The 22,029-nt window shown below is 42.6% G+C and carries 28 protein-coding genes and 1 other annotated feature; of the genes, 26 read left to right on the top strand and 2 right to left on the bottom strand.

What is annotated here, in order from left to right:
* Nucleotides 1-67 precede the first annotated feature (67 nt).
* The 18 genes from BOD01S_RS19275 (at nucleotide 68) to BOD01S_RS19190 (ending at nucleotide 12,614) form a co-directional block, all read left to right on the top strand.
* A complete protein-coding gene (locus BOD01S_RS19275; protein ID WP_036156570.1) occupies nucleotides 68-655 on the top strand; it encodes a Maf family protein in 588 nt (195 codons plus the stop codon).
* Nucleotides 656-668: 13 nt separating this feature from the next.
* Nucleotides 669-1,367 (top strand): RadC family protein, encoded by a 699-nt coding sequence (radC, locus tag BOD01S_RS19270; protein ID WP_036156571.1) that lies wholly within the window; start codon nucleotides 669-671, stop codon nucleotides 1,365-1,367.
* Between the two features lie 537 nt (nucleotides 1,368-1,904).
* On the top strand, nucleotides 1,905-2,924 hold the full coding sequence (locus BOD01S_RS19265; RefSeq protein ID WP_036156573.1) for a rod shape-determining protein: 1,020 nt from the start codon (nucleotides 1,905-1,907) through the stop codon (nucleotides 2,922-2,924).
* Between the two features lie 12 nt (nucleotides 2,925-2,936).
* A complete protein-coding gene (gene mreC / locus BOD01S_RS19260; protein ID WP_036156574.1) occupies nucleotides 2,937-3,848 on the top strand; it encodes a rod shape-determining protein MreC in 912 nt (303 codons plus the stop codon).
* On the top strand, nucleotides 3,848-4,375 hold the full coding sequence (gene mreD / locus BOD01S_RS19255; RefSeq protein ID WP_036156576.1) for a rod shape-determining protein MreD: 528 nt from the start codon (nucleotides 3,848-3,850) through the stop codon (nucleotides 4,373-4,375). The genes mreC and mreD overlap by 1 nt, the downstream gene beginning before the upstream one ends.
* Nucleotides 4,376-4,403: 28 nt before the next feature.
* Complete coding sequence (gene minC / locus BOD01S_RS19250) at nucleotides 4,404-5,072, top strand: septum site-determining protein MinC (RefSeq protein WP_036156578.1); 669 nt, start codon at nucleotides 4,404-4,406, stop codon at nucleotides 5,070-5,072.
* 1 nt (nucleotide 5,073) lies between these two features.
* Nucleotides 5,074-5,871, top strand: coding sequence for a septum site-determining protein MinD (gene minD / locus BOD01S_RS19245; protein WP_036156580.1), 798 nt, complete (start codon nucleotides 5,074-5,076; stop codon nucleotides 5,869-5,871).
* Between the two features lie 79 nt (nucleotides 5,872-5,950).
* A complete protein-coding gene (locus tag BOD01S_RS19240) occupies nucleotides 5,951-6,481 on the top strand; it encodes a peptidoglycan DD-metalloendopeptidase family protein (RefSeq protein WP_036156582.1) in 531 nt (176 codons plus the stop codon).
* Nucleotides 6,474-7,088 carry a site-2 protease family protein gene (locus BOD01S_RS19235; RefSeq protein WP_036156584.1) on the top strand — a complete coding sequence of 205 codons (615 nt, stop codon included), beginning with the start codon at nucleotides 6,474-6,476 and terminating at the stop codon, nucleotides 7,086-7,088. Before BOD01S_RS19240 ends, BOD01S_RS19235 begins: the two co-directional genes overlap by 8 nt.
* 40 nt (nucleotides 7,089-7,128) lie before the next feature.
* Nucleotides 7,129-7,211, top strand: a sequence feature (ribosomal protein L21 leader region).
* Nucleotides 7,212-7,227: 16 nt separating this feature from the next.
* Nucleotides 7,228-7,536, top strand: a complete 309-nt coding sequence (rplU, locus tag BOD01S_RS19230) for a 50S ribosomal protein L21 (protein ID WP_008405205.1) — start codon at nucleotides 7,228-7,230, stop codon at nucleotides 7,534-7,536.
* Nucleotides 7,537-7,553: 17 nt separating this feature from the next.
* Nucleotides 7,554-7,892 carry a ribosomal-processing cysteine protease Prp gene (locus tag BOD01S_RS19225; protein WP_036156588.1) on the top strand — a complete coding sequence of 113 codons (339 nt, stop codon included), beginning with the start codon at nucleotides 7,554-7,556 and terminating at the stop codon, nucleotides 7,890-7,892.
* Nucleotides 7,893-7,906: 14 nt separating this feature from the next.
* Nucleotides 7,907-8,203, top strand: a complete 297-nt coding sequence (rpmA, locus tag BOD01S_RS19220; protein ID WP_036156590.1) for a 50S ribosomal protein L27 — start codon at nucleotides 7,907-7,909, stop codon at nucleotides 8,201-8,203.
* Nucleotides 8,204-8,355: 152 nt separating this feature from the next.
* The gene (locus BOD01S_RS19215) at nucleotides 8,356-8,895 is read left to right on the top strand and encodes a Spo0B domain-containing protein (protein ID WP_244887331.1); all 540 of its coding nucleotides are present in this window, start codon (nucleotides 8,356-8,358) and stop codon (nucleotides 8,893-8,895) included.
* Entirely contained in the window at nucleotides 8,895-10,184 is a 1,290-nt protein-coding gene (gene obgE, locus BOD01S_RS19210) for a GTPase ObgE (protein WP_036156594.1), read from the top strand. The genes BOD01S_RS19215 and obgE overlap by 1 nt, the downstream gene beginning before the upstream one ends.
* A gap of 24 nt (nucleotides 10,185-10,208) precedes the next feature.
* Nucleotides 10,209-10,664 carry an ACT domain-containing protein gene (locus BOD01S_RS19205; RefSeq protein WP_036156597.1) on the top strand — a complete coding sequence of 152 codons (456 nt, stop codon included), beginning with the start codon at nucleotides 10,209-10,211 and terminating at the stop codon, nucleotides 10,662-10,664.
* Nucleotides 10,665-10,749: 85 nt separating this feature from the next.
* Nucleotides 10,750-11,622 (top strand): prephenate dehydratase, encoded by an 873-nt coding sequence (pheA, locus tag BOD01S_RS19200; RefSeq protein WP_036156599.1) that lies wholly within the window; start codon nucleotides 10,750-10,752, stop codon nucleotides 11,620-11,622.
* A gap of 9 nt (nucleotides 11,623-11,631) precedes the next feature.
* Nucleotides 11,632-12,015, top strand: coding sequence for a thiol-disulfide oxidoreductase DCC family protein (locus tag BOD01S_RS19195; protein WP_036156601.1), 384 nt, complete (start codon nucleotides 11,632-11,634; stop codon nucleotides 12,013-12,015).
* A gap of 38 nt (nucleotides 12,016-12,053) precedes the next feature.
* On the top strand, nucleotides 12,054-12,614 hold the full coding sequence (locus BOD01S_RS19190; protein WP_036156807.1) for an NUDIX hydrolase: 561 nt from the start codon (nucleotides 12,054-12,056) through the stop codon (nucleotides 12,612-12,614).
* Between the two features lie 75 nt (nucleotides 12,615-12,689).
* Here the strand turns inward: BOD01S_RS19190 and BOD01S_RS19185 are convergent, their stop codons facing one another.
* Nucleotides 12,690-13,217, bottom strand: a complete 528-nt coding sequence (locus BOD01S_RS19185) for a transcription repressor NadR (protein ID WP_036156603.1) — start codon at nucleotides 13,215-13,217, stop codon at nucleotides 12,690-12,692.
* 131 nt (nucleotides 13,218-13,348) lie between these two features.
* Between BOD01S_RS19185 and safA the strand changes: the two genes are divergently transcribed.
* The 8 genes from safA to BOD01S_RS19145 all read left to right on the top strand — a co-directional run bounded on the left by safA (nucleotide 13,349) and on the right by BOD01S_RS19145 (nucleotide 20,543).
* Entirely contained in the window at nucleotides 13,349-14,377 is a 1,029-nt protein-coding gene (safA, locus tag BOD01S_RS23870) for a SafA/ExsA family spore coat assembly protein (protein WP_052124924.1), read from the top strand.
* 3 nt (nucleotides 14,378-14,380) lie between these two features.
* Entirely contained in the window at nucleotides 14,381-15,196 is an 816-nt protein-coding gene (locus tag BOD01S_RS19175; protein ID WP_052124925.1) for an aminoglycoside phosphotransferase family protein, read from the top strand.
* A 142-nt stretch (nucleotides 15,197-15,338) separates the two neighbouring features.
* A complete protein-coding gene (gene ruvA / locus BOD01S_RS19170) occupies nucleotides 15,339-15,959 on the top strand; it encodes a Holliday junction branch migration protein RuvA (RefSeq protein ID WP_036156606.1) in 621 nt (206 codons plus the stop codon).
* A gap of 16 nt (nucleotides 15,960-15,975) precedes the next feature.
* Nucleotides 15,976-16,980, top strand: a complete 1,005-nt coding sequence (gene ruvB / locus BOD01S_RS19165) for a Holliday junction branch migration DNA helicase RuvB (protein WP_036156607.1) — start codon at nucleotides 15,976-15,978, stop codon at nucleotides 16,978-16,980.
* Between the two features lie 20 nt (nucleotides 16,981-17,000).
* Nucleotides 17,001-18,044, top strand: a complete 1,044-nt coding sequence (gene queA / locus BOD01S_RS19160) for a tRNA preQ1(34) S-adenosylmethionine ribosyltransferase-isomerase QueA (RefSeq protein ID WP_036156609.1) — start codon at nucleotides 17,001-17,003, stop codon at nucleotides 18,042-18,044.
* Between the two features lie 84 nt (nucleotides 18,045-18,128).
* The gene (tgt, locus tag BOD01S_RS19155) at nucleotides 18,129-19,274 is read left to right on the top strand and encodes a tRNA guanosine(34) transglycosylase Tgt (RefSeq protein ID WP_036156611.1); all 1,146 of its coding nucleotides are present in this window, start codon (nucleotides 18,129-18,131) and stop codon (nucleotides 19,272-19,274) included.
* Between the two features lie 124 nt (nucleotides 19,275-19,398).
* A complete protein-coding gene (gene yajC, locus BOD01S_RS19150) occupies nucleotides 19,399-19,659 on the top strand; it encodes a preprotein translocase subunit YajC (protein ID WP_036156613.1) in 261 nt (86 codons plus the stop codon).
* A 245-nt stretch (nucleotides 19,660-19,904) separates the two neighbouring features.
* Nucleotides 19,905-20,543: a DUF421 domain-containing protein gene (locus tag BOD01S_RS19145; protein WP_036156615.1), complete on the top strand. Its 639-nt coding sequence runs from the start codon at nucleotides 19,905-19,907 to the stop codon at nucleotides 20,541-20,543.
* Here the strand turns inward: BOD01S_RS19145 and BOD01S_RS19140 are convergent.
* Nucleotides 20,526-22,022, bottom strand: a complete 1,497-nt coding sequence (locus BOD01S_RS19140) for an oligosaccharide flippase family protein (protein WP_036156813.1) — start codon at nucleotides 22,020-22,022, stop codon at nucleotides 20,526-20,528. The genes BOD01S_RS19145 and BOD01S_RS19140 overlap by 18 nt on opposite strands.
* Nucleotides 22,023-22,029: the final 7 nt, after the last annotated feature.

Raw genomic sequence — 22,029 nt, 5'->3', positions numbered from 1 at the left:
TTGAGCAGGGGCCGGGGTTTTTCAAAAATAGAAATGTCCGTTATTATAGTGCTCAGGGGGTACTAACATGAAATTTAATACAACTCACAAATTTGTACTCGCCTCGGCATCGCCCCGTAGAAAGGAATTGTTTGGACTGCTTCATATTCCTTTTGAAGTCCTGACAAGCGATGTGGAAGAGACGAGCGTAAAAGCACAAAACGTACAGCAGTATGTAACAGAAGTAGCATTGTTAAAAACGAGAGATATAGCGGGGAAATGCCCTGATAAGACTGTTGTTGGCGCAGATACAATTGTTGTGTATGAGGATTGCTTGCTGCATAAGCCTGTTTCTTTTGAAGAGGCTGTTCAGCACCTGCAAACTTTATCCGGCAACACGCATACGGTCATGACGGCAGTTGCTATCATAACACCCGATGGTAAGGAATCCACCTTTGTGGAAGAAACGAAGGTTGTATTTAAACATGTACCACAACCATTAATTGAGGCGTATGTGGCATCCGGAGATCCGTTTGATAAAGCGGGCGGGTACGGCATTCAAACGGATGGGGTATTTTTCGTGGACCGTATCGAGGGCGATTATAATAACGTTGTTGGTTTACCATTAGCATCTTTAGTAGAGAGATTATTGTCATTGCGTTATATTTCAATCTAAAGGAGTGACATGGTTGACGCTTTCACCAATTTCACAGTTGAAGATCCGCGATGTACATGAAGCAGACCGGCCGCGCGAAAGGCTGATTAGACAGGGCTCGCAAAGTCTGTCGAATCAGGAGTTGCTAGCTATACTGCTGCGGACAGGGACAAAAGAGGAGTCTGTATTAGCGCTTGCTAATCGAATATTGATGAGTTTTGAAAAACTTCACGCATTAAGGGATGCCACCATAGAGGAAATGATGGCTGTAAAAGGGATAGGAGAGGTAAAGGCGGTCCACATATTAGCAGCCATAGAGCTTGGACGCCGGCTTGCGCAGAAAGAGATGAATGAGCGCTTTACTATCCGCTCTCCAGATGATGCTGCGCATTATTTGATGCCTGATATGTCATCTCTTACGCAGGAGCACTTTGTCGTTCTTTTCCTGAATACGAAAAATCAGGTGTTACATAAAAAGACGATTTTTATCGGCAGCTTAAATGCTTCCATTGTGCATCCTAGAGAAATTTTTCGGGAAGCGGTGAAACGCTCTGCTGCTTCTATTATTTGCGCTCATAATCATCCAAGCGGTGTTCCGACACCGAGTCCGGAAGATATTGAAGTAACAACACGATTGATGGAGGCGGGGTTAATCATTGGTATTGATTTAATCGATCATATTATCATCGGCGATCATCAATTTATCAGTATGAAAGAAAAGGGATATATTTAGTGCTTTTTGCTTTTATTTTATATAGAATAGAGGAGCTGAATTTTTACAGATCTTCACTATAAGTCGGGGATGGTAAACTAGTTGATTGGAATGGCGGCCAGCCTGCCAGAACGGAAATCAACCCCATGTTATGGTAATGACCTTCTCCCTTTTTATGGAATCATTTAACATGCTGTCGGAGGCTTTTTTTCATGAAAATAGAGAAGTGGAGATATAAGGGCTTAAAGGAAAAACTACGTCATTTACCGGACGTAGTTTTTTTGTTATATTACAATAATGTGACAGCGAACCTTTTTTAGAGACATATCGTCATAGATTTGCAATGTAATTGTTAAAAGTTATATAGCTTTTTTGTTTGTTTCATCTACTAAATACAAATACAATAGAAGAGGCAAACTTTATTATTAGCGGAAATGTGACAAAAAGTTCATGAATGGGTGGTGTGGCACTACAATTTTGAACGTGTATCCGCTATAATAGAGCGTATGATTTTAGCTAACTTATAAGAACGGCTTGTATAGAAAGGGAGTACTTAATTTGTTTGGATTAGGAAATAAGGATGTCGGGATCGATCTTGGCACAGCGAATACATTGGTTTTCGTTAAAGGGAAAGGAATCGTTTTACGCGAACCTTCCGTTGTGGCGAAAAATACAAAAACAGGTGATATTGTAGCCGTAGGTAACAACGCCAAAAATATGATTGGGCGTACACCAGGTTCAATTGTAGCGATTCGTCCAATGAAGGATGGGGTTATCGCAGACTTTGACATTACAACAGAAATGATTAAATATTATCTGCATGAAGCATTGAAAACATCCGGTTCAAACTGGAAAAAACCAAATGTCATGATTTGCGTGCCGTATGGTATTACATCTGTTGAGCAGCGTGCGGTAATCGATGCATCACGCCAGGCGGGTGCAAAGGAAGCATTTACAATTGAGGAGCCATTTGCGGCAGCGATCGGCGCTAATCTGCCGGTTTGGGATCCGACTGGTTCGATGGTAGTAGATATCGGCGGCGGTACAACAGAAGTAGCTGTTATTTCACTTGGCGGTATCGTAACAAGTGAGTCAGTACGTGTCGGTGGGGACGCAATGGACCAATCGATTATTACGTATATCCGTAAAGCATATAATTTAACAATTGGTGAACGTACTGCTGAAGCAATTAAAGTGGAAATTGGTACAGCACGTGTAGAAAATGAAAACGAAAAAATGGACATCCGTGGTCGTGACCTGCTGACAGGTCTTCCAAAAACAATTGAAATTACAGCAGAAGAAATCTCTGAGTCGCTGCGTGAAGCAATTACGGCGATTGTAGACGGCGTGAAAAAGACATTGGAGCAGACTCCTCCTGAATTGTCAGCCGATGTAATGGAACGCGGTATTGTCCTAACAGGCGGCGGTGCATTGCTTCGTAACTTGGATAAAGTGATCAGTGATGAAACACAAATGCCTGTCTTCATTGCCGAAGAACCGCTTGACTGTGTAGCAATTGGTACTGGCAAGGCGTTAGACCATATTGATTTAGTTCGTTCTCAGCAAATGAAAGGGTAAGGAGGATAGGCAATGCCACATTTTTCGAATAAGAAACTGATAGTGCTTTTAGTAAGTGTTATTTTCCTTGTGGCATTGATTAGCTTCTCATTACGTGATCGTCAGAACGCGACATTTCCGGAAAAGATTATTAAGGATACAGTTGGCTTTGCACAAGGTATTGTAGCAAAGCCGACAAATTACATAACAGGTATTTTCGACGGAATTGAATCTTTATTAAATACGTATGAAGAAAATAAACGACTGAAAATGCGCTTGGAGGAGTTTGCGGTACTGCAGACGAAAGTTCATAATTTGGAGAAGGAAAATGCCAATTTACGGGAACTCAGCGACAAAGAACAGAGCCTGCTTGATTATAATCCGGTCCATGCGACGGTCATTGCGAGAAACCCTGATCAATGGGAAGAAAAAATCATTTTAAATAAAGGGTCGAAAAACGGAATTGAGAAAAATATGGCTGTTATGACAGCTCGTGGATTAATTGGTAAAATTATTCTTGTTACACCATATACTTCCGAAGTAGAGCTTTTATATACTAACAATTCGAATTACCGTGTGTCTGCCTTAGTGCAGTCCGGCAAAGAGGATATTTACGGCCTTATCGAAGGCTTTGATGCAGAACGCAATGAATTAGTGTTAAAGCGGATTGATTCCAGCAAAAAAATTGAAGTAGGGGAAAAGGTGGTATCATCAGGTCTTGGGGGAATCTTCCCGAAAGGTATTCCAATCGGTGAAATCACAGAAGTAACAACAGATGATTTCGGTCTGACAAAAATGGCATTTGTGAAGCCGTCAGCAGACTTTTCGCTGTTGGAAGAAGTGATTATTGCAAAGCGCTCAATCACTTCAATTGATGGACTGGACGGAGAAGGAACAAATAAGGATCTGTCGAATAAAAATACAGAACCAGAAGGTGACGAATAATGGTCCGATATTTAATTCCATTTGTCGCGGTCCTCTTATTTTTGCTGGAGCCGGAATTTGCAAAGTTTTCACCGATTTACTTCGATGATTATACAGCGTATCTCGTACCGCGGTTTTTAATACTATATTTAATCTTCATTTCTATTTACTATAACCGAAAGCGGGCCGTTATTTATGGCCTGATTTTTGGCCTCTTGTATGATGTATTTTACATTGATATTATTGGATTATATTCAGTGTTATATCCCTTAGTATGCTTCATCGCAGGTTGGAGTATTAAATTTATCCATCAGCATTTGCTTATTACGACAGTACTTGCTGTGCTGCTTGTTGCCGGCATGGAGGTCCTGCTCTATGAATTCTTCCTGCTCATCGATTTTACAGCCATGCCATTTATGGAGTTTTTGAATGGGCGCCTATTACCAACAATCGGGGCAAACCTATTATTTTTACTGATGCTCGGCTGGGCGTTTAAATATTTAATTGATGCACGGCTGCTCGAGCGGGAACGCAATATGACATATTAAAATGGAAGCGTGAGGTGTCACTTTAACTATGAAGAAGTCGTATGTCCATATCAAGGGGACAAAAGATGGACTAGTACTCCGGCTGGATGACCAATGTGCATATTCTGAGCTAGTCGAAGAGCTGGAACGCAAAGTTTCAGAAGGTGGCATAGATGGTAAAGTAGAGGTGCAGCTTCACCTCGGCAATCGATATTGTACAGAACAGCAAAAAAAGCAGCTAACGGAAGTTGTACAAAATACAGGGAAAATGCGTGTTTCAAAAGTACAAAGTGATGTGCTGACAACAGAAGAAAGCAACCTGCAATTTTTACAGCAAAAATGTGAGATCTATGCAGGGATCATTCGCTCAGGACAGATTGTACGTTCTCCAGGGGATATTGTGATTATCGGAGATGTAAATCCCAATGGCCGTATTGAAGCAGGCGGGAATATATATGTGCTCGGTAAGCTGAAGGGGATTGCCCACGCAGGAGTAGAGGGAAATAAAGAAGCGGTCATCACGGCTGCCTTTTTTGCGCCGACACATGTACTGATTGCTGACCAGACACAAACTATGAGCAATGAGCAACAATTTGTACTAAAGCATAGAGAACAATTATGCGCATATTTGAATTCATATGGTGAAATTTCTTATAGTCATGTGCAGGATGTAAGAAAGCTTCGGCCATTTTTGAATACATTTAAAGGGGGAAGCTAATGTGGGTGAAGCAATCGTAATAACTTCAGGTAAAGGCGGGGTCGGTAAAACAACTACAACTGCTAATCTTGGAACTGCATTGGCTCTTCAAGGGAAAAAAGTATGTTTAGTAGATACTGATATCGGCCTTCGGAATCTGGACGTTGTACTAGGTCTGGAAAACCGTATTATTTATGATCTAGTCGATGTAATTGAAGGCCGCTGTAAGCCGCACCAGGCGCTTGTGAAGGATAAGCGTGTTGATGACAAACTATTTTTATTACCAGCTGCTCAAACGACCGACAAAAATGCAGTAAATGCAGAGCAGATGAAGAGTCTGATTGAAGGCTTAAAACAAGAATTTGACTATGTGTTAATTGACTGTCCTGCAGGTATTGAGCAGGGATATAAAAATGCGGTTGCCGGTGCGGATCAGGCAATCGTCGTAACGACCCCTGAAATTTCTGCTGTACGTGATGCCGATCGGATCATTGGGTTGCTCGAACAGGAAGCAATCGGTGCACCAAAGCTGATTATCAATCGTATCCGGAAGCATTTGATGGATAGCGGCGATACAATGGATATTACAGAAGTAACGTCACACCTATCGATCGACTTGCTTGGTATTGTCATAGATAGTGAAGATGTCATCAGCTCTTCTAACAAAGGGGAGCCTATTGTAATGGATCCGAATAATAAGGCGTCTCTTGGCTACCGGAATATTGCCAGAAGAATTTTGGGTGAATCTGTTCCTCTTATGAAGCTAGAGGAAGAATCCAAAGGTGTTTTTGCAAGATTGAAGTCCATTTTTTCAAAATAAATAGGAACCGTCCTTTAGTGATAAGCTAAAGGGCGTTTTTTTTCACTTACTGACATATGATAATAAAAAGGATGGTGACATGAAAGCATGGCAATGGCTTACCTCGCTTATTCTATGCGTTGTCATTTATGTCGGTTTGAACAGTTCCAATGAATCGGTAAGGCATATGATAACACGAATTGTTTATAGCACAGAGCATATGACAATGATGAGACATACAGTAAGCGAGTTATTTTCGAAAGAAGAGCTGGTGGAGGTTGCCTCGACTTCAAAGGGAGAGCTCGTAAAATTTGTAGCGATCAAACGGTATGATAAAGGGTTCATGCTCGCCTATGAGGAGCCGTTGACGATTACGGCTACGCAATCGGGTGTCATTGTATATACAGGACATACGGCGAGAACAGGAAAGGTCCTGTCAGTTGCTTATGACGATGGGTATAGTGTGACGTTTGGGTTTATTAATGATTTTTATCATTTGCCGTATAGCACGGTCGCACCTGGTGAGGTTATCGGGGTAAAGGAAGCGGGAGAATTATTTATCCAAATTGAAAAAAACGGACGGGTACTAAGCTTGGAAGAAACAGTTGAATGGCTAAAGCAATATGGTTAATATAAGAATCCATCCGGTATTTTTAGCAATGCTGCTTATATGGGCATTGAGTGGACATATAGCGTACTATTTCCTTGTCCTCGTGTCTTTGCTTTGGCACGAGGCGGGCCATCTTCTTTTTGCATGGCTTCGCGGGGTAAAAGTGAGAAGGGTTACGATGCTGCCTTTTGGAGCGAATATACAATTCCCGACAGGACAGGCCCCTTCTTATACTTCCCTTATGTGGATTGCAATAGGGGGGCCTCTGTTTACGCTGATTGCCTATGCAGGAAGCCCATTTATACCTACTATCGTTCAGAAGGAATTTGCCTTTATTCAGCTGACACTTCTTCTTGTGAATCTGCTCCCGATTTATCCGCTTGATGGAGGGCAGATTTTATGTAATTTTTTGTTGAAAATGAACCCAAAGAAAAAGATATACGAGTATTATATTTCACTCTCGTTGATTTTTATCACTATAATAGTGGTAGTAATATTACTAATGCTACCACAATCTATTTTCCTAGCTGTGTTAAGTCTCTTACTATGGAGCGAAGTAATGGGGGAATGGAGATTCCGTAAGTACCGTTCAGCATTTGAAAAAGTTGTAATGAATCGGTTGACTTGAAACGCGGAGCGTGGTAGTATTTTAATGTTATTGTTTGTAGCACCCGCTACAACCGCACTGGCAAGGTGCCTAAGAGTCGCGAATGCGGCCACCTTTCAATAACAGGCGAGTCTTAGTTTATTAGAGGAGGTGCATTTTAATGTACGCAATTATCGAAACTGGTGGTAAACAAATCAAAGTTGAAGCAGGTCAAGAAATCTACGTTGAAAAACTAGGTGTAGCTGCTGACGAAATCGTTACTTTTGACAAAGTTTTATTCGTAGGTGGAGAAACAGTTAAAGTTGGTGCTCCAACTGTTGCTGGCGCTACTGTAACAGCGAAAGTTGTGAAAGAAGGCAAGCAAAAGAAAATTACTGTTTTCAAATTAAAAGCGAAGAAAAACTACCGTCGTAAACAAGGTCACCGTCAACCATACACTAAATTAGTTGTTGAAGCAATCAACGCTTAATTTGTGAGGTGAACCGGATGATTACGGTAACTATTTACAGCGATGAAAATCGCAAATCGTATGGATTTGAGGTTTCAGGACATGCCCTATCTGATGTATATGGCCGTGACCTTGTATGTGCAGGAGCATCAGCTGTAGCGTTTGGTGCAGTCAATGCTATCCATCACATTACAGGCATCCAGCCGCAAATCGAACAGGGCGCTGAAGGCGGCTATTTATCTGTGAAATTGCCGAACGATCTCGATCCTGAAACAGACGATAAACTACAAGTGATCCTGAATACTATGGTTACACAGTTCTACACGATGACTGCTAGCTATTCGGATTATATTGAACTAAAATATAAAATGGTGTAGGAGGTGGAACAAAGATGTTGTTACTAACTTTAGATCTTCAGTTCTTCGCATCTAAAAAAGGTGTAGGTTCTACAAAGAACGGTCGTGACTCTGAGGCAAAACGTCTTGGTGCTAAACGTGCTGACGGTCAATTCGTAACTGGTGGTTCAATTCTTTACCGTCAACGCGGTACAAAAATCTACCCAGGTACAAACGTAGGCCGTGGTGGTGACGATACTCTATTCGCGAAAGTTGATGGCGTTGTAAAATTCGAACGCATGGGCCGCGATAAGAAAAAAGTATCTGTATACCCAGTAGCTCAAGAAGCATAAAAAAAACGTAGACAAAGTCGTTTTGACTTTGTCTACTTTTTTTTGAGAAAAGGCAGACTGCTCTGCATGGATTATTGGAATGTTCCAAGTATAACGTTTTAAAGGAAATATAGATGAAAAATTGTTATACTATGTAAGATAACAGTAGTGGGGTGAGTGAAGGTATGGGGCAATCGTTGACGGTAAAAGATGTATTACGCTTTACAAATCATGATTTTTTGAATCAGCTTCATTTGATTAAAATGAATCTGGACCTTGGACGTGTGGAGGAAGCAAAGGAGCTTATTGATGAGATCTCTTTGCAATGCCAGCAGTTTTCAGGTTTGGGGAAAATCGGATGGCCAGAAGCGGTTGAGTTTTTACAAACGTTAAAATGGCGTTACCCAGAATTTTTGATTACCCTATCAAGCTATGTAACGGAATCTTTAAACGAACAGTGGGACAAGCCGATTGTTCAATACTTGGAAGAGACAATTATTCATGTGCATGAGCGATTAGATGTTTTTTCGGAGCAATATTTAAAAATCGAAGTTGCAGGTGCTGCGGATGTATGGAAAGTAACCGTTCATTTTACGGGAAGCTTTACAGAAATCCCGCATTTTCATAAAGAAACGGAAGCATTCTATGTAGAGACGCTGGAACAGACAGCGGCTTCGTTTAAAATAGTAATGCAAAATAGGGAGTGGAAGTAATGTTTGTCGATCACGTAAAGATATATGTTAAAGGTGGGGACGGCGGAGATGGAATGGTTGCATTCCGCCGCGAAAAATATGTACCAAATGGCGGACCAGCAGGTGGAGACGGAGGACATGGCGGGAACGTTGTGTTTGTAGTAGATGAAGGTCTTCGCACATTGATGGACTTCCGCTATAAACGCCACTTCAAAGCAGAGCGTGGCGAACATGGTATGAGTAAAGGAATGCATGGACGCCGTTCGGAAGATTTAATCGTGAAGGTACCGCCTGGAACAGTAGTAATCAATGCAGAAACAAATGCCGTTATTGCAGATCTTGTGGAAGATGGCCAGCGCGCGGTTATCGCAAAAGCAGGCCGCGGCGGCCGTGGGAATTCACGTTTTGCGACTCCGGCCAACCCAGCGCCGGAGCTTGCTGAAAAAGGAGAGCCGGGTCAGGAGCTGGATGTCATCCTGGAGCTTAAGGTGCTGGCAGATGTAGGGTTAGTAGGTTTCCCTTCTGTCGGGAAATCAACACTACTTTCTGTTGTATCGGCAGCGAAGCCGAAAATCGGCGCGTATCACTTTACAACAATCGTACCGAACTTAGGAATGGTGGAAACGGAAGACGGCCGGAGCTTTGCAATGGCTGACCTGCCGGGGCTGATTGAAGGGGCTCACCAGGGTGTCGGTCTTGGTATGCAGTTCCTGCGCCATATTGAGCGTACGCGTGTTATCGTCCATGTGATTGATATGAGCGGTATGGAAGGCCGGGATCCTTATGATGATTACGTAACAATTAATAAAGAACTGGAAGAGTACAATCTGCGTTTAACAGAACGTCCGCAAATTATCGTAGCAAACAAAATGGATATGCCTGGTGCTGAAGAAAACTTGGAAGAGTTCAAGAAGAAGATAAAAGAGGACGTCAAAATTTTCCCGATTTCCGCAGTTTCCCGACAAGGGCTGAAGCCATTGCTATTTGAAATAGCCGATTTATTGGAAGTAACACCTGAATTCCAGCTTCATGAAATTACAGAGGAAGAATCGGATGCAACAGTTCTTTATAAACATGAATCGAAGAAGGATAATTTCGAGATTACACGTGATGACGACGGTGCATTTGTCCTTTCCGGCGGTTCAATCGAGCGTTTATTCAAAATGACGGACTTCAGCCGTGAAGACGGCATCCGCCGCTTTGCACGTCAGCTGCGCGCGATGGGAGTTGACGAGGCACTTCGTGAACGCGGCGCACAAGATGGCGATATAGTCCGTTTGTTAGAATTTGAATTTGAATTTATTGATTAAGGTTTTAGCTTTGGAGGGAAGAGTATGAAAAACGTTGCAAATCAACGGTATTATTTAGTACGTGAAGATGTACTGACAGACGCGATGCAAAAAACATTAGAAGCGAAGCAGCTTCTTCAAAGTGGGCAGGTCGCCTCTATATGGGACGCTGTTAAAGAAGTGGATTTATCAAGGAGCGCCTTTTATAAATATCGTGATGCTGTTTTTCCCTTCCACTCCATTGTGCAGGAACGTATACTAACCGTCTTTATTCAATTGCAGGACCGAAAAGGGGCCTTGGCAAAACTGCTGGAGCTCGTATCGGAAGCACATTGTAACGTATTGACAATTCACCAGACAATCCCGATTCAGGGACGGGCGAATGTTACATTATCGCTTGATGTCACGAGTATGATTCATGAGCTGGATGAATGGATGCAAACGTTAAAGAGACTGGATTTCGTAGAATCTGCGGAAGTGATCAGTTCCGGCGCCTTATAAAAAGTCAGGAGCGCAAGCACGCGCTCCCTCTTTTTTAGTTGTTATTAACTGAAGATTTAGAAATAATAGGGTTGGAGGCTGTAAAATGTTACAGGAACAATGGGGAAAGCGAATTGCATATTTAGGACCGGAAGCATCATTTACTTATTTGGCTACGAAAGGATTATTTGCTGAAAGCTGGCTGGTCCCTTACACAACAATACCAGAATGCATCGAAGCGGTAGCTGACGGGAAAGTAGATTTAGCCGTTGTTCCGGTAGAAAATGCTTTAGAGGGCTCTGTTCCATTAACGGTAGATTACCTATTCCACGAGGCTGACCTTTTTGTGACAGCGGAATTGCTCTCAAAAATTCAGCAGCATTTAATGGTACATAAAAATCAGGCTGCATGTTGGAAAGATATAAAAGCTATTTATTCACATCCGCATGCACTTGCGCAATGCCATAAATATTTATTTTACCAATTTGCCGGTGTTCCCCTTAATCAGTATTCATCTACTGCTGCAGCGGCAAAGCTCGTATCTGAATCTCCGGATGAATGCATTGCTGCAATCGGCAATTCTTCTGCAGCAGCAAAGTACGGGCTAGAAATAGTAGAAAAGAATATTCATGATTTTCACTTTAATCATACACGATTCTTTGTCTTATCAAAGGAAAATGGGAGAGTAACGAAGGGTGGGGCAAGCAGCGGACCAAAAACGACTTTCATGCTGACCTTGCCAACAGATGGCTCCGGAGCACTTCATCAGGTGTTATCGGTATTCGCTTGGCGAAAGCTGAATTTAAGCAAGATTGAATCACGCCCGCTCAAAACTGGATTAGGTGATTACTTCTTTATTATCGATGTATTGGCAGATGAAGAAGAGCCGATGATGAAAGGAGCTGTGGAAGAGTTAGGGGCTTTGGGTTGCTCCGTGAAATCACTTGGTACATACTATACATATAACACACCGGAATGAGGGGATTAGATGCGAATCATTTTATTTGACGGTATATGTAATTTCTGTGATGCCAGTGTGCAATTCATCATGAAGCGGGACAACGGTGCTTTTAAGTTCGCATCACTTCAAAGTGACATTGGACAAGAGCTTGTTGCCCGCCACAAACTTCAGGGGATTGATAGTATTGTGCTTATTGAGGAAGACATGGCTTATACAAGATCAACAGCTGCTCTCCGCATTGCGAAAAGATTGAAGGGGTTATGGTCCTTTTTATATATAGGTATCATTATCCCAAAACCTTTACGTGATCCATTGTACGACCTGTTTGCTAAAAACCGCTATAAATGGTTTGGCAAAAAGGATGCCTGTATGCTGCCGACTAAAGAGCAACGTGCCCGCTTTTTAGCATGATATAATAAAGAGGGTAAGATGAAAGGATGGCAGCAGATATGGATTGGAAGCAGCAACTGATGAGCTATTCGCCGTATAATGAACAAGAAGCGGCTGATCAGCGGGTAATACTGACATGTTTGAATACATTTGAGGATGTATTGACGAGAAATAATGCTATAGCCCACATTACGTGCTCGGGGTTTGTCGTCAACAAAGGTCGCTCAAAAGCTTTAATGGTACATCATAATATTTACCATTCGTGGAGCTGGACAGGTGGACATGCTGATGGGGAAACGGATTTTCTTGCCGTTGCATTGCGGGAAGTAGAGGAAGAGACGGGTGTCAAAGGGATTCCTGTTACGACAGATATTTTTTCTTTGGATGTGTTAACAGTTGTAGGACATGTGAAAAATGGAGAATTTATCACACCGCATCTCCATTTAAATGTAGCGTATTTAATCGAAGCGGATGAAAAACAGGCGCTGTATATTGCCGAAGCAGAAAACAGCGACGTTGCTTGGATACCAATTGATCAATTAAACGATTATTCAAATGAAGAGCATATGAAGCCGATTTATAACAAAATGGTTGAAAAAATGACGGCTGCAGTTCGCTGAGGTGTTTTTTTACAGGGTGCAAGTGATATAACAGAAATAAAAGAGATTGCCAGCTTCGCAGCATGGCAATCTCTTTTAATTTTCCACTAGAATTCCCTTTTCCCTAAGTCTGTCCGACGCCCGGTCCAACAGCTCTTCGCTCGGAGCAGAAATAACATGAAGATGGGTACCGCCTGTTAAGGTAGATAAAAAGTTTGCATTCGTATCCGCCAATTTTTCTAAAAAGAGATCTGCTTCCAGTCGATTAGAAACGCGTATGGAGGCGGTAATTTCTCCATATACCGGATGCTCCACAATAACATTTTCAATAGTAACGCCACAATCGACAATGGTATATAACTCTTCGCGTGTTTGTTCCCCTGTATGCATGCAAACGATTTTCCGCTCAAAAATCCCTGTCCGCTGCTCCTCTATATATAAGTAGCCCTGGCTTGTTGCCATAATTGGTTCATTACGGGCCTTTAAGAGGTTCATGTCATTTACAATAACTTGGCGTGATACATTGGCATGCTTTGCCAAATCAGTCCCCGTAATCGGTCTTTTTTGCTGCTTTAATAAGTTCAGAAGCTCAAGGCGCCTTTTCTCTCCAAGCATTTTCTTCATATATAATCACCTCTGTATGTCAAAAAACAATTCCTGTAAGCATAGTGTATCATGACAGTTGTCGTTGCGCCCAAAAATTGTGTCGTTTTTTAGATATAGGCATATGCTATAGCGAGAAAAGGAGGCAATGCATGCGAGTTCATATTGTGCAAAAGGGTGATACCCTGTGGAAGATCGCAAAACAGTATGGCATTGGTTTTGATGAATTAAAGCGACTAAATGCGCAACTAGCGAATCCTGATTATATTGTCCCGGGAATGGAAATCTTCCTGCCGGAGAAAAGTGGAATGACTGGAAAGGAAGTTGTCAAAGGGGATAAAAGTAAAGTAGTACATGAAATGAAGGAGAAGGAAGTAGAATGGAAGCCTTCTAAAGAAATACAGCACATAGAGGAGAAGCCGGTAGAGTTACCGCCTCCAATGCCACAGCCAGAACCAACTTATAATCCATATGCTTTTATGCCCTCTATTTACCAGATGGCCTACATGCCTACGTATCAACAGCCAATCTATCAGATGCCTGTTTATCAGCAGCCCATCTATCAAGCGCCGGTACAGCAATCAGTACAGCAACCAGTACCCCATCCAATATTCGAAGAGTCTCCCGCTGTTGAGTCTGTAGAAAAAATAATTTTTAAAGAGGAGTCATTTGAAAAGGAAATGCCCCCTCAACCAATGATGCATCACGAGCCAATGATGCACCACCAACCAATGATGCACCACGAGCTAATGATGTACCAGCAGCCAATGATGCATCATCAACCAATGATGCACCACCCATCCCCTTGTGGATGCAGCCAACCGATGTACCAACCAGTATATGATTGCCAGCCAATGATGCATCACCAGCCGCACGGGTGTCACCAAATGATGCACCATCAGCCGCATGGGTGTCACCAGATGATGCATCACCAGCCACATGGATGTCACCAGATGATGCACCAATACCCAATGTACCAGCAGCCAATGTATTATCAACCGATGGATGACGAATCAATGTTCCAGCCGGCTGATGTGTGTGAATCCAGCAGACCATTTTGTCCAGACAAGGAAGAACAAGTAAAAGGTTATTACGAAGATATTAGGCAAATTGAAAACGCAACAAAATCTCCATGCGCCCCAATGCAGTTTCCTTATTCGACACAGCAGCATTGGCAATAAGCCATGCAATTAAAGGAGAACTGCTGGCGTTATGATACGGAAACGGGCGCGTTTTTTGTAAAATATTACGAAGATTCATTTACCGCAAATAAAGTCCGCTTCATTCATGAACAATTAACCCAACAGAAGTTCCCCTATATTGCTCCAATGACATCTAAAAGGGCAACACCTTATATCGTACACAAATGGATTGAAGGAAAACCAGCCAGCTATGAAAAACGAGAGGATCGAACGAAAACTCTGGCGATGCTGCAAGCCCTGCATGAGTCAACAGTTGGCTGGGATGGTCCTTACTTGCCGAGGCAGGATTTGCGAAAAAAATGGGAAGCAAGGCTATCAAAATTTATTAGTAAAGAAAGAGAATTGATTCCCCTACTAGGATCTAATTTTCATACAATTATAAGTCTCGGTGAGTTGGCGCTGAAAAAGATGCAGCCATTTAAAGATCCCACACAATCGCTGCTTCATGGCGATGTTGTGCATCATAATTTCCTGCTTGGTGACACCCCGGTATTAATTGATTTTGATCTGGCATGCATAGGGGACCCATCGGAGGAAGTGATTTTATGGATGAACCGGGTCTTGCCGCATGTGCAATACGATATAAAAGCATTGCTATATGAGCAGCCTTATGCAGAAATTGTACGTCATAAGCTGGCTTACCTTATTTATCCGAATGAATTACTTAGAGAGTGGCTGTATTTCATCCAAGTAAGCGACACGCAAAAAGAGCAGCTGTACAAATATGTCAACCCCTTCACAGAGAGGGCTCTGTTTATGTGGTCGAGAATTATGAAACATGTACATGAATTATCGTGACCGCCTGTAGCCAGGCGGTTTCTTTTTATGAAGGAGTAAGAAAGGAATGAAGGGATAGGAAATTCCAACAAAAAGTATGTTGTTCGGGGAAAAAAGCGAACAATATGGTATAATATCAAGGTTGAATGTGAGGGGAAATAAAATGTACGATTATATAAAAGGACAGGTTACACGTGTGACGCCAGAGTATATTGTATTGGAAGCACAGGGGGTCGGCTATCAGCTATACACACCAAATCCTTATGCTTTTCGGGTCAATAACCAGCTTCAGCAAATTTATGTACATATGCATGTGCGGGAAGATGCACATACACTGTTTGGCTTTACTAGCCTTGAACAGCGGGAACTGTTCCGCAAATTGATTCAAGTCTCTGGTATAGGGCCAAAAGGAGCTCTTGCCATTTTGGCGAGCGGCTCGCCGACACATGTTATTCAGGCGATCGAAATGGAAGATGAGGCCTTTTTAGTGAAATTTCCTGGTGTCGGTAAGAAGACTGCACGCCAGATGATCCTTGATTTGAAAGGCAAGCTTGGTTCCCTGATGGATGTAGTGGAGCTGCCTAGTGCAGAAGATGAACTGCCGTTATTTGGTGTGAATCCGAATAAGCAGGAGCTGGAAGAGGCGATGCTGGCATTAACGGCACTTGGCTATTCTGAAAGAGAGCTCCTGAAAGTAAAGCCGCAGCTTGAGGAGGATGACTCCCTTACAACTACAGATGGCTATATGAAGCAGGCGTTAAAATTGTTATTAAAAATGAAGTAAGAGAGGGGGACCAAAAATGTCGGATCGTTTATTATCAAGTGAGTCGAGCACATTTGATGAACAATTTGAATTATCACTGAGACCACAAAAGCTTTCACAATATATTGGCCAACAAACGGTAAAGGACAATTTAAAGATTTTTATCGAGGCAGCAAAATTGCGTGAAGAAAGTTTGGATCATGTGTTATTATACGGTCCTCCGGGTTTAGGAAAAACAACGCTTGCAGTAGTAATAGCAAATGAAATGGGTGTAAACGTAAAGATGACGAGCGGGCCGGCAATCGAAAGACCGGGTGATCTAGCAGCCATTTTAAGCTCTTTGGAGCCTGGCGATGTGCTATTTATCGATGAAATCCACCGTCTTCCACGTGCCATTGAAGAGGTACTATATCCGGCGATGGAGGACTTCTGCCTTGATATTGTCATCGGGAAAGGACCTGAGGCGCGTTCGGTACGCCTTGATTTGCCGCCATTTACACTCGTTGGGGCTACAACACGTGTGGGTGCTCTTTCGGCTCCGCTGCGTGACCGCTTCGGTGTGCATCTTCGTCTTGAATATTATGACGAAACATCCCTTGCTCATATTGTTGTCCGCAGTGGACATCTGTTTAATGTGGAAATAGACGAGCAAGCTGCATATGAAATGGCACGGCGTTCCCGTGGTACACCCCGTATTGCCAATCGCCTTCTTAAGCGTGTACGGGACTATGCCCAAGTGCTGGGAGATGGACGTATAACCCTTGATTTAGCAAACCAGGCTTTGGGACTGCTGCAGGTAGATCCACGGGGACTTGATCATATCGACCATAAATTAATGGTCGCTCTCATTGAACGCTTTACCGGTGGACCAGTTGGATTGGATACAATTTCAGCCTCAATCGGTGAGGAGCGGATTACGATCGAGGAAGTGTACGAGCCGTATTTACTGCAAATCGGCTTCGTGCAGAGAACGCCGCGTGGCCGTGTTGCCACATATTTGGCGTATGAACATTTCGGATACGCATATCCTGAACAAAATTAAACGATAGGAAGTTACGAAAAATGAAAGTAGAAGATTTTGATTTTCACTTACCAGAAGAATTGATTGCTCAAACACCACTTCTTGACCGGGCATCGAGCCGCTTGATGGTTGTCAATCCGTTTACAATGGAAATAGAGCATCATCAGTTTGGACATATTTTAGACGAATTACAAGCTGGGGACTGTCTTGTATTAAATGATACTAAAGTATTGCCGGCCCGTCTGATGGGGACAAAGGAAGATACAGGAGCCGGCATCGAGCTTCTTTTATTGAAGCAGACGGGAAATGACGAGTGGGAGACACTTGTTAAGCCGGCAAAGCGTGTAAAAATCGGCACCGTCATCACATTTGGTGGTGGATTATTGAAGGCGACATGTACTGGCATGCTGGAGCATGGCGGACGATCGTTCAAATTTTCATACGATGGTATTTTCTATGAGATTTTGGAAAAACTAGGTGAAATGCCGCTGCCTCCATATATCCGCGAGAAGCTCGAAGACCAGGACCGCTATCAGACTGTTTATGCACGGGAGCGAGGTTCTGCAGCAGCTCCGACAGCTGGGCTGCATTTTACACAGGAGCTTTTGGAGCAGATCAAAAACAAGGGCGTTCACGTAGTATTTGTGACACTGCATGTTGGGCTTGGTACATTCCGTCCAGTAAGTGTAGACTCGATTGAGGACCACGATATGCATTCGGAATTTTATAGTGTGACAGAAGAGGCGGCAGAGGTCATTAACCGTACAAAGCAGTCAGGCGGTAAGGTGGTTTCTGTCGGTACGACATCAACTCGTACATTAGAAACAATTGCAAGTAAATATAATGGGGAAATCCGAGCTGAGCAAGGCTGGACAAATATTTTTATTTACCCCGGCTATGAGTACAAGGCAATTGACGGCCTGATTACAAACTTCCACTTACCGAAGTCCACACTTGTGATGCTTGTAAGTGCATTAGCAGGAAAGGAAACAATTCTGCATGCGTATAATGAAGCTGTAAAAGAAAAGTACCGCTTCTTTAGTTTTGGGGATGCCATGTACATTCGTCCGCGAAACAATCGCTAAAACATTTTTGCAAGAGCTTATTCAAATGAGTAGGCCCCCCTTCAAAGTACTGTTTTTACTTTAGAAACGAGAGGAAATATAGAAATGACACAACCACCAATCCGTTATGAATTAATTAAAACATGTAAGCAGACAGGTGCACGTCTAGGCATCGTGCATACGCCACACGGTTCATTTGAGACGCCGACATTTATGCCGGTGGGAACACAAGCAACAGTAAAAGCAATGTCTCCTGAAGAATTAAAGGAAATGAATGCAGGTATCATCCTTTCTAATACGTATCATTTATGGCTGCGTCCAGGCAATGATATTGTGAAGGAAGCAGGTGGACTGCATAAATTCATGAACTGGGATCGCCCCATCTTAACAGATTCAGGAGGCTTCCAAGTATTTTCTCTGAGCCAGTTCCGTAAAATTGAAGAAGAAGGCGTACACTTCCGCAATCACTTAAACGGAGACAAGCTCTTCTTGAGTCCCGAAAAGGCAATGGAAATCCAAAATGACTTAGGGTCAGACATAATGATGGCATTTGATGAATGTCCTCCGTATCCTGCAACACATGAGTATATGCTGAAATCCGTCGATCGTACGACGCGCTGGGCGAAGCGTTGTAAAGAAGCACATCAGCGTCCGGATGAGCAAGGATTGTTCGGCATTATCCAGGGCGGGGAATATGAAGACCTGCGTCGTCGTTCGGCAGAGGCGTTAGTTGAGCTTGACTTCCCGGGCTACGCAGTTGGTGGACTATCTGTAGGAGAGCCGAAAGATGTCATGAACCGCGTGCTGGATTTCACAACACCACTGATGCCGGCAGATAAGCCGCGTTATTTAATGGGTGTTGGATCACCGGATTCATTAATTGACGGTTCAATTCGCGGAATCGATATGTTTGACTGTGTATTACCAACACGGATTGCGCGTAATGGTACGTTAATGACATCAGAAGGCCGCATGGTCATTAAAAATGCAAAATATGCACGTGACTTCCGTCCGATTGATGAAAACTGTGACTGCTACACATGTAAAAACTATACACGTGCGTATGTACGTCATTTACTTCGTACTGAGGAAACATTTGGTCTGCGCCTAACTTCTTATCATAATCTGCGCTTCCTAATTAAGCTGATGGAGGATGTCCGCCAGGCAATTAGAGAAGATCGCCTAGGTGATTTTAAGGAAGAATTCTTCGAAAAATATGGCTATAATAAGCCGGATGCTAAAAATTTCTAGTGGATTTTGTAGTAATTTCTTTCATATAAGAGAAAAAGTTATAAAATTCTTTGTAAATCCAAGCGGTTTTAGAGATTTTATACTATACTAATGAAGTGAGAAAGTTTGAAAGGGGGATATTTACGTGCAGACACTTTATCAATTAGCTCCAATTCTTATCATGTTTGTCGCGATGTGGTTCATCCTCATCCGTCCGGCACAAAAGAGACAAAAAACAACAGTTGCCATGCAAAATAGTTTAAAACGTGGGGATAAAGTCGTTACGATCGGCGGTCTTCATGGTGAAGTTGACAAAATTGAAGATGCAGCAGTTTATCTGAAAATAGACAATAACACAACGTTAAAATTTGAGCGTCAAGCAATTGGCCGTGTCATTACAGAATAAACAACAAAGGTTGTCCTAAGCGTAGCTTTGGGACAACCTTTTTATTTCCATTAAAAGCGCTCTTCAATAAATAACTCCTCAATTCTTCAGGGAATCACTGCTGTTTTTCATTAAAAATGGTAAATGAAAAAATGAGCTCTATTCGCCCTTATGACAAGGAAAACGCTATGATGGCAGGTCTGCTGTTTTTTCTGTATAAGGTGTAAACAGTTCGCCTACACTTGAATGAAGAAAGGGTGTTGTGTGTGGAAGATTATTGGTTAATAAGCTTTAGGACTTTTATTTTATATATTATTGTACTTGTCGTCTTTCGTTTGATGGGCAAAAGGGAAGTAGGAGAGCTGAGCCTGCTGGATTTTGCCGTTTATGTGTTGATTGCAGAAGTAGCATCGCTGGCTATCGATAATTTAGACCAGCCGCTCATGCTGGCTATTGTACCCATTATTTTGCTGTTTATCATCCAATATTTAAACGCGCTCTTCATCCTAAAAAATAAAAAAATGCGGGACGCCATTGATGGAGACCCGACGATTGTAATAAGAGACGGCCGCATTGTAGAAGCAGAAATGCGAAGGCAGCGTTATAATCTAGATGATTTATTCCAGCAGCTTCGTGAACAAGGAATTACATCTGTCCAAAGTATTGCCTATGCTTTTTTAGAGCAGTCAGGCAAGCTTTCAGTTTTTCAAAAAGGGAAGGACCCTTTTATACTGCCGCTCATACTGGATGGTTATGTTGATGAAAAACACCTTACCTTTATCGGCAAGGATCGGAAGTGGCTGGAAGATATGCTGCGTAATGAGGGAATTCATAGTATGGATGAGGTTTTTTATTGCTGTTATGAAAACGAAAAGCTTCATTATCAGCTAAAAGCGCGCAAATAGCATACGAACATAACGAAGATCAGTCAGTTTTACCTGTTTTGTGAAAATAAGCAGGACAGTTAATAAAATAAATGTAATAGTCATACTAAAGATTTCCGAATGGTAGGAAATATGCGACTGGATAACACTTGTTAAAACAAAGCAGCCATATGAAGCAACGAATAGACGGAACCCTACGTGAATATTTGGCATATTGCGTACGGAAGCAATGTGTAAAAATGAAGTAAGCAGCACACCGAATCCGATAGCGATAATGGCACCAAATTGCTGCAGCATCGGCTGAGCAGCAAGGATAAGCATCAGTAAAAGCTTCCCAAGCCCGCCGTAGATAGAATTCATCATGGCAATACGGGCCCTGTCTAACGCCTGCAAAATAGAAAGCAATGGGCTTTGTATATAGTAGAAGTAGAAGATAGGAGCGAGTATTTTCATATAGCCTGTCTCATCTTTTAAGTGAAACAGCTCTCTGGCGAGAAAGTCACCATAGAGTAGGAAGTATGTTGCGGCATAGCATCCGATGAGTGATGAAAGTCGTAATGAGATGATAATTCGTTCATTCAGCAGCCGTGAATTATGGACAGCGGCAGCACCACTGACAGCCGGAATAAGGATGATGGAAAGAGCTGCTGGAATAAATGCTGGGAATAGAAGAAGCGGTATGTGTACCCCTGATATGACACCATATAATGTTGTAGCAGCAGTAGCTGTCATACCGGAAATTGTGAGTGCTTTAAGAAATACAATAGGTTCTAAAAACCATGTAAATGTACCAAATAATTTACTGCCTGCTGATGGTAAAGCAATTCGGAATAAGGGACCTGTAGGATGACTGCCCACTTTTTTGTCGCTCCGCTGCTTTGTAAATTGATAATGAAGAATTAGGTAAATAAACGCCCCTAACTCACCGAGAGCTGTCATTCCCATCGCATAGGCGGCATCTACTGTGCTTGTACCCGTCAGGAAATAAGGAAGGGCAAATGTGATGGCTCCAATCCGGATTGCCTGCTCAATGAGAGAAGACCAGGCAGTCGGTGATGTTTTACCTGCCCCGAGTAAATAAGCCTTGATGATACCTCCATAAACAACAATCGGTACAGTACAAATAGCGATGATGAGGGGATAGCGTGTCCCGCTGCTTTGCAGGAAAATCTCTGCAATTTTTGGTGTGATAAAGAACAGTACCGGCAACAAAATAATGATAGATATGGTAGAGATACGCATGCATGTTTTCAGAACGCTTGCAGCCTCTACCTTTTTTCCTTTGGCGTAAAAATCTGCTACCACTTTCGTCAGCGCAATTGGCAGACCGAGCTGCACAAGGGAAATGAAGAAAATGAATGCAGGATAGGCGGTCATATAAATCCCTACAACCTCTTCCCCTGCAATACGCATGAATTGCATACGATAGACAAATCCAAATAGTTTAGACAAAAAAATGACAATCGTTAACAGGAGAGTCCCTTTGACAAAAGAAGTCATTAGCTGG

Source organism: Lysinibacillus odysseyi 34hs-1 = NBRC 100172 (assembly GCF_001591965.1).
Taxonomy (GTDB): Bacteria; Bacillota; Bacilli; order Bacillales_A; family Planococcaceae; genus Lysinibacillus_B; species Lysinibacillus_B odysseyi.
This window is presented reverse-complemented; position numbering and strand designations above follow the sequence as displayed.

Excerpts from the sequence above, each read along its gene's own strand:
- ruvA (WP_036156606.1), top strand. The coding sequence starts at position 15,339 with ATGTACGATTATATAAAAGGACAGGTTACACGTGTGACGCCAGAGTAT.
- safA (WP_052124924.1), top strand. The coding sequence starts at position 13,349 with ATGCGAGTTCATATTGTGCAAAAGGGTGATACCCTGTGGAAGATCGCA.
- BOD01S_RS19190 (WP_036156807.1), top strand. The coding sequence starts at position 12,054 with ATGGATTGGAAGCAGCAACTGATGAGCTATTCGCCGTATAATGAACAA.
- BOD01S_RS19175 (WP_052124925.1), top strand. The coding sequence starts at position 14,381 with ATGCAATTAAAGGAGAACTGCTGGCGTTATGATACGGAAACGGGCGCG.
- BOD01S_RS19185 (WP_036156603.1), bottom strand. The coding sequence starts at position 13,217 with ATGAAGAAAATGCTTGGAGAGAAAAGGCGCCTTGAGCTTCTGAACTTA.
- BOD01S_RS19240 (WP_036156582.1), top strand. The coding sequence starts at position 5,951 with ATGAAAGCATGGCAATGGCTTACCTCGCTTATTCTATGCGTTGTCATT.
- BOD01S_RS19275 (WP_036156570.1), top strand. The coding sequence starts at position 68 with ATGAAATTTAATACAACTCACAAATTTGTACTCGCCTCGGCATCGCCC.
- BOD01S_RS19140 (WP_036156813.1), bottom strand. The coding sequence starts at position 22,022 with ATGACTTCTTTTGTCAAAGGGACTCTCCTGTTAACGATTGTCATTTTT.
- rplU (WP_008405205.1), top strand. The coding sequence starts at position 7,228 with ATGTACGCAATTATCGAAACTGGTGGTAAACAAATCAAAGTTGAAGCA.
- pheA (WP_036156599.1), top strand. The coding sequence starts at position 10,750 with ATGTTACAGGAACAATGGGGAAAGCGAATTGCATATTTAGGACCGGAA.
- BOD01S_RS19225 (WP_036156588.1), top strand. The coding sequence starts at position 7,554 with ATGATTACGGTAACTATTTACAGCGATGAAAATCGCAAATCGTATGGA.
- mreD (WP_036156576.1), top strand. The coding sequence starts at position 3,848 with ATGGTCCGATATTTAATTCCATTTGTCGCGGTCCTCTTATTTTTGCTG.
- mreC (WP_036156574.1), top strand. The coding sequence starts at position 2,937 with ATGCCACATTTTTCGAATAAGAAACTGATAGTGCTTTTAGTAAGTGTT.
- obgE (WP_036156594.1), top strand. The coding sequence starts at position 8,895 with ATGTTTGTCGATCACGTAAAGATATATGTTAAAGGTGGGGACGGCGGA.
- rpmA (WP_036156590.1), top strand. The coding sequence starts at position 7,907 with ATGTTGTTACTAACTTTAGATCTTCAGTTCTTCGCATCTAAAAAAGGT.
- queA (WP_036156609.1), top strand. The coding sequence starts at position 17,001 with ATGAAAGTAGAAGATTTTGATTTTCACTTACCAGAAGAATTGATTGCT.
- BOD01S_RS19195 (WP_036156601.1), top strand. The coding sequence starts at position 11,632 with ATGCGAATCATTTTATTTGACGGTATATGTAATTTCTGTGATGCCAGT.
- ruvB (WP_036156607.1), top strand. The coding sequence starts at position 15,976 with ATGTCGGATCGTTTATTATCAAGTGAGTCGAGCACATTTGATGAACAA.
- BOD01S_RS19205 (WP_036156597.1), top strand. The coding sequence starts at position 10,209 with ATGAAAAACGTTGCAAATCAACGGTATTATTTAGTACGTGAAGATGTA.
- BOD01S_RS19235 (WP_036156584.1), top strand. The coding sequence starts at position 6,474 with ATGGTTAATATAAGAATCCATCCGGTATTTTTAGCAATGCTGCTTATA.
- tgt (WP_036156611.1), top strand. The coding sequence starts at position 18,129 with ATGACACAACCACCAATCCGTTATGAATTAATTAAAACATGTAAGCAG.
- minC (WP_036156578.1), top strand. The coding sequence starts at position 4,404 with ATGAAGAAGTCGTATGTCCATATCAAGGGGACAAAAGATGGACTAGTA.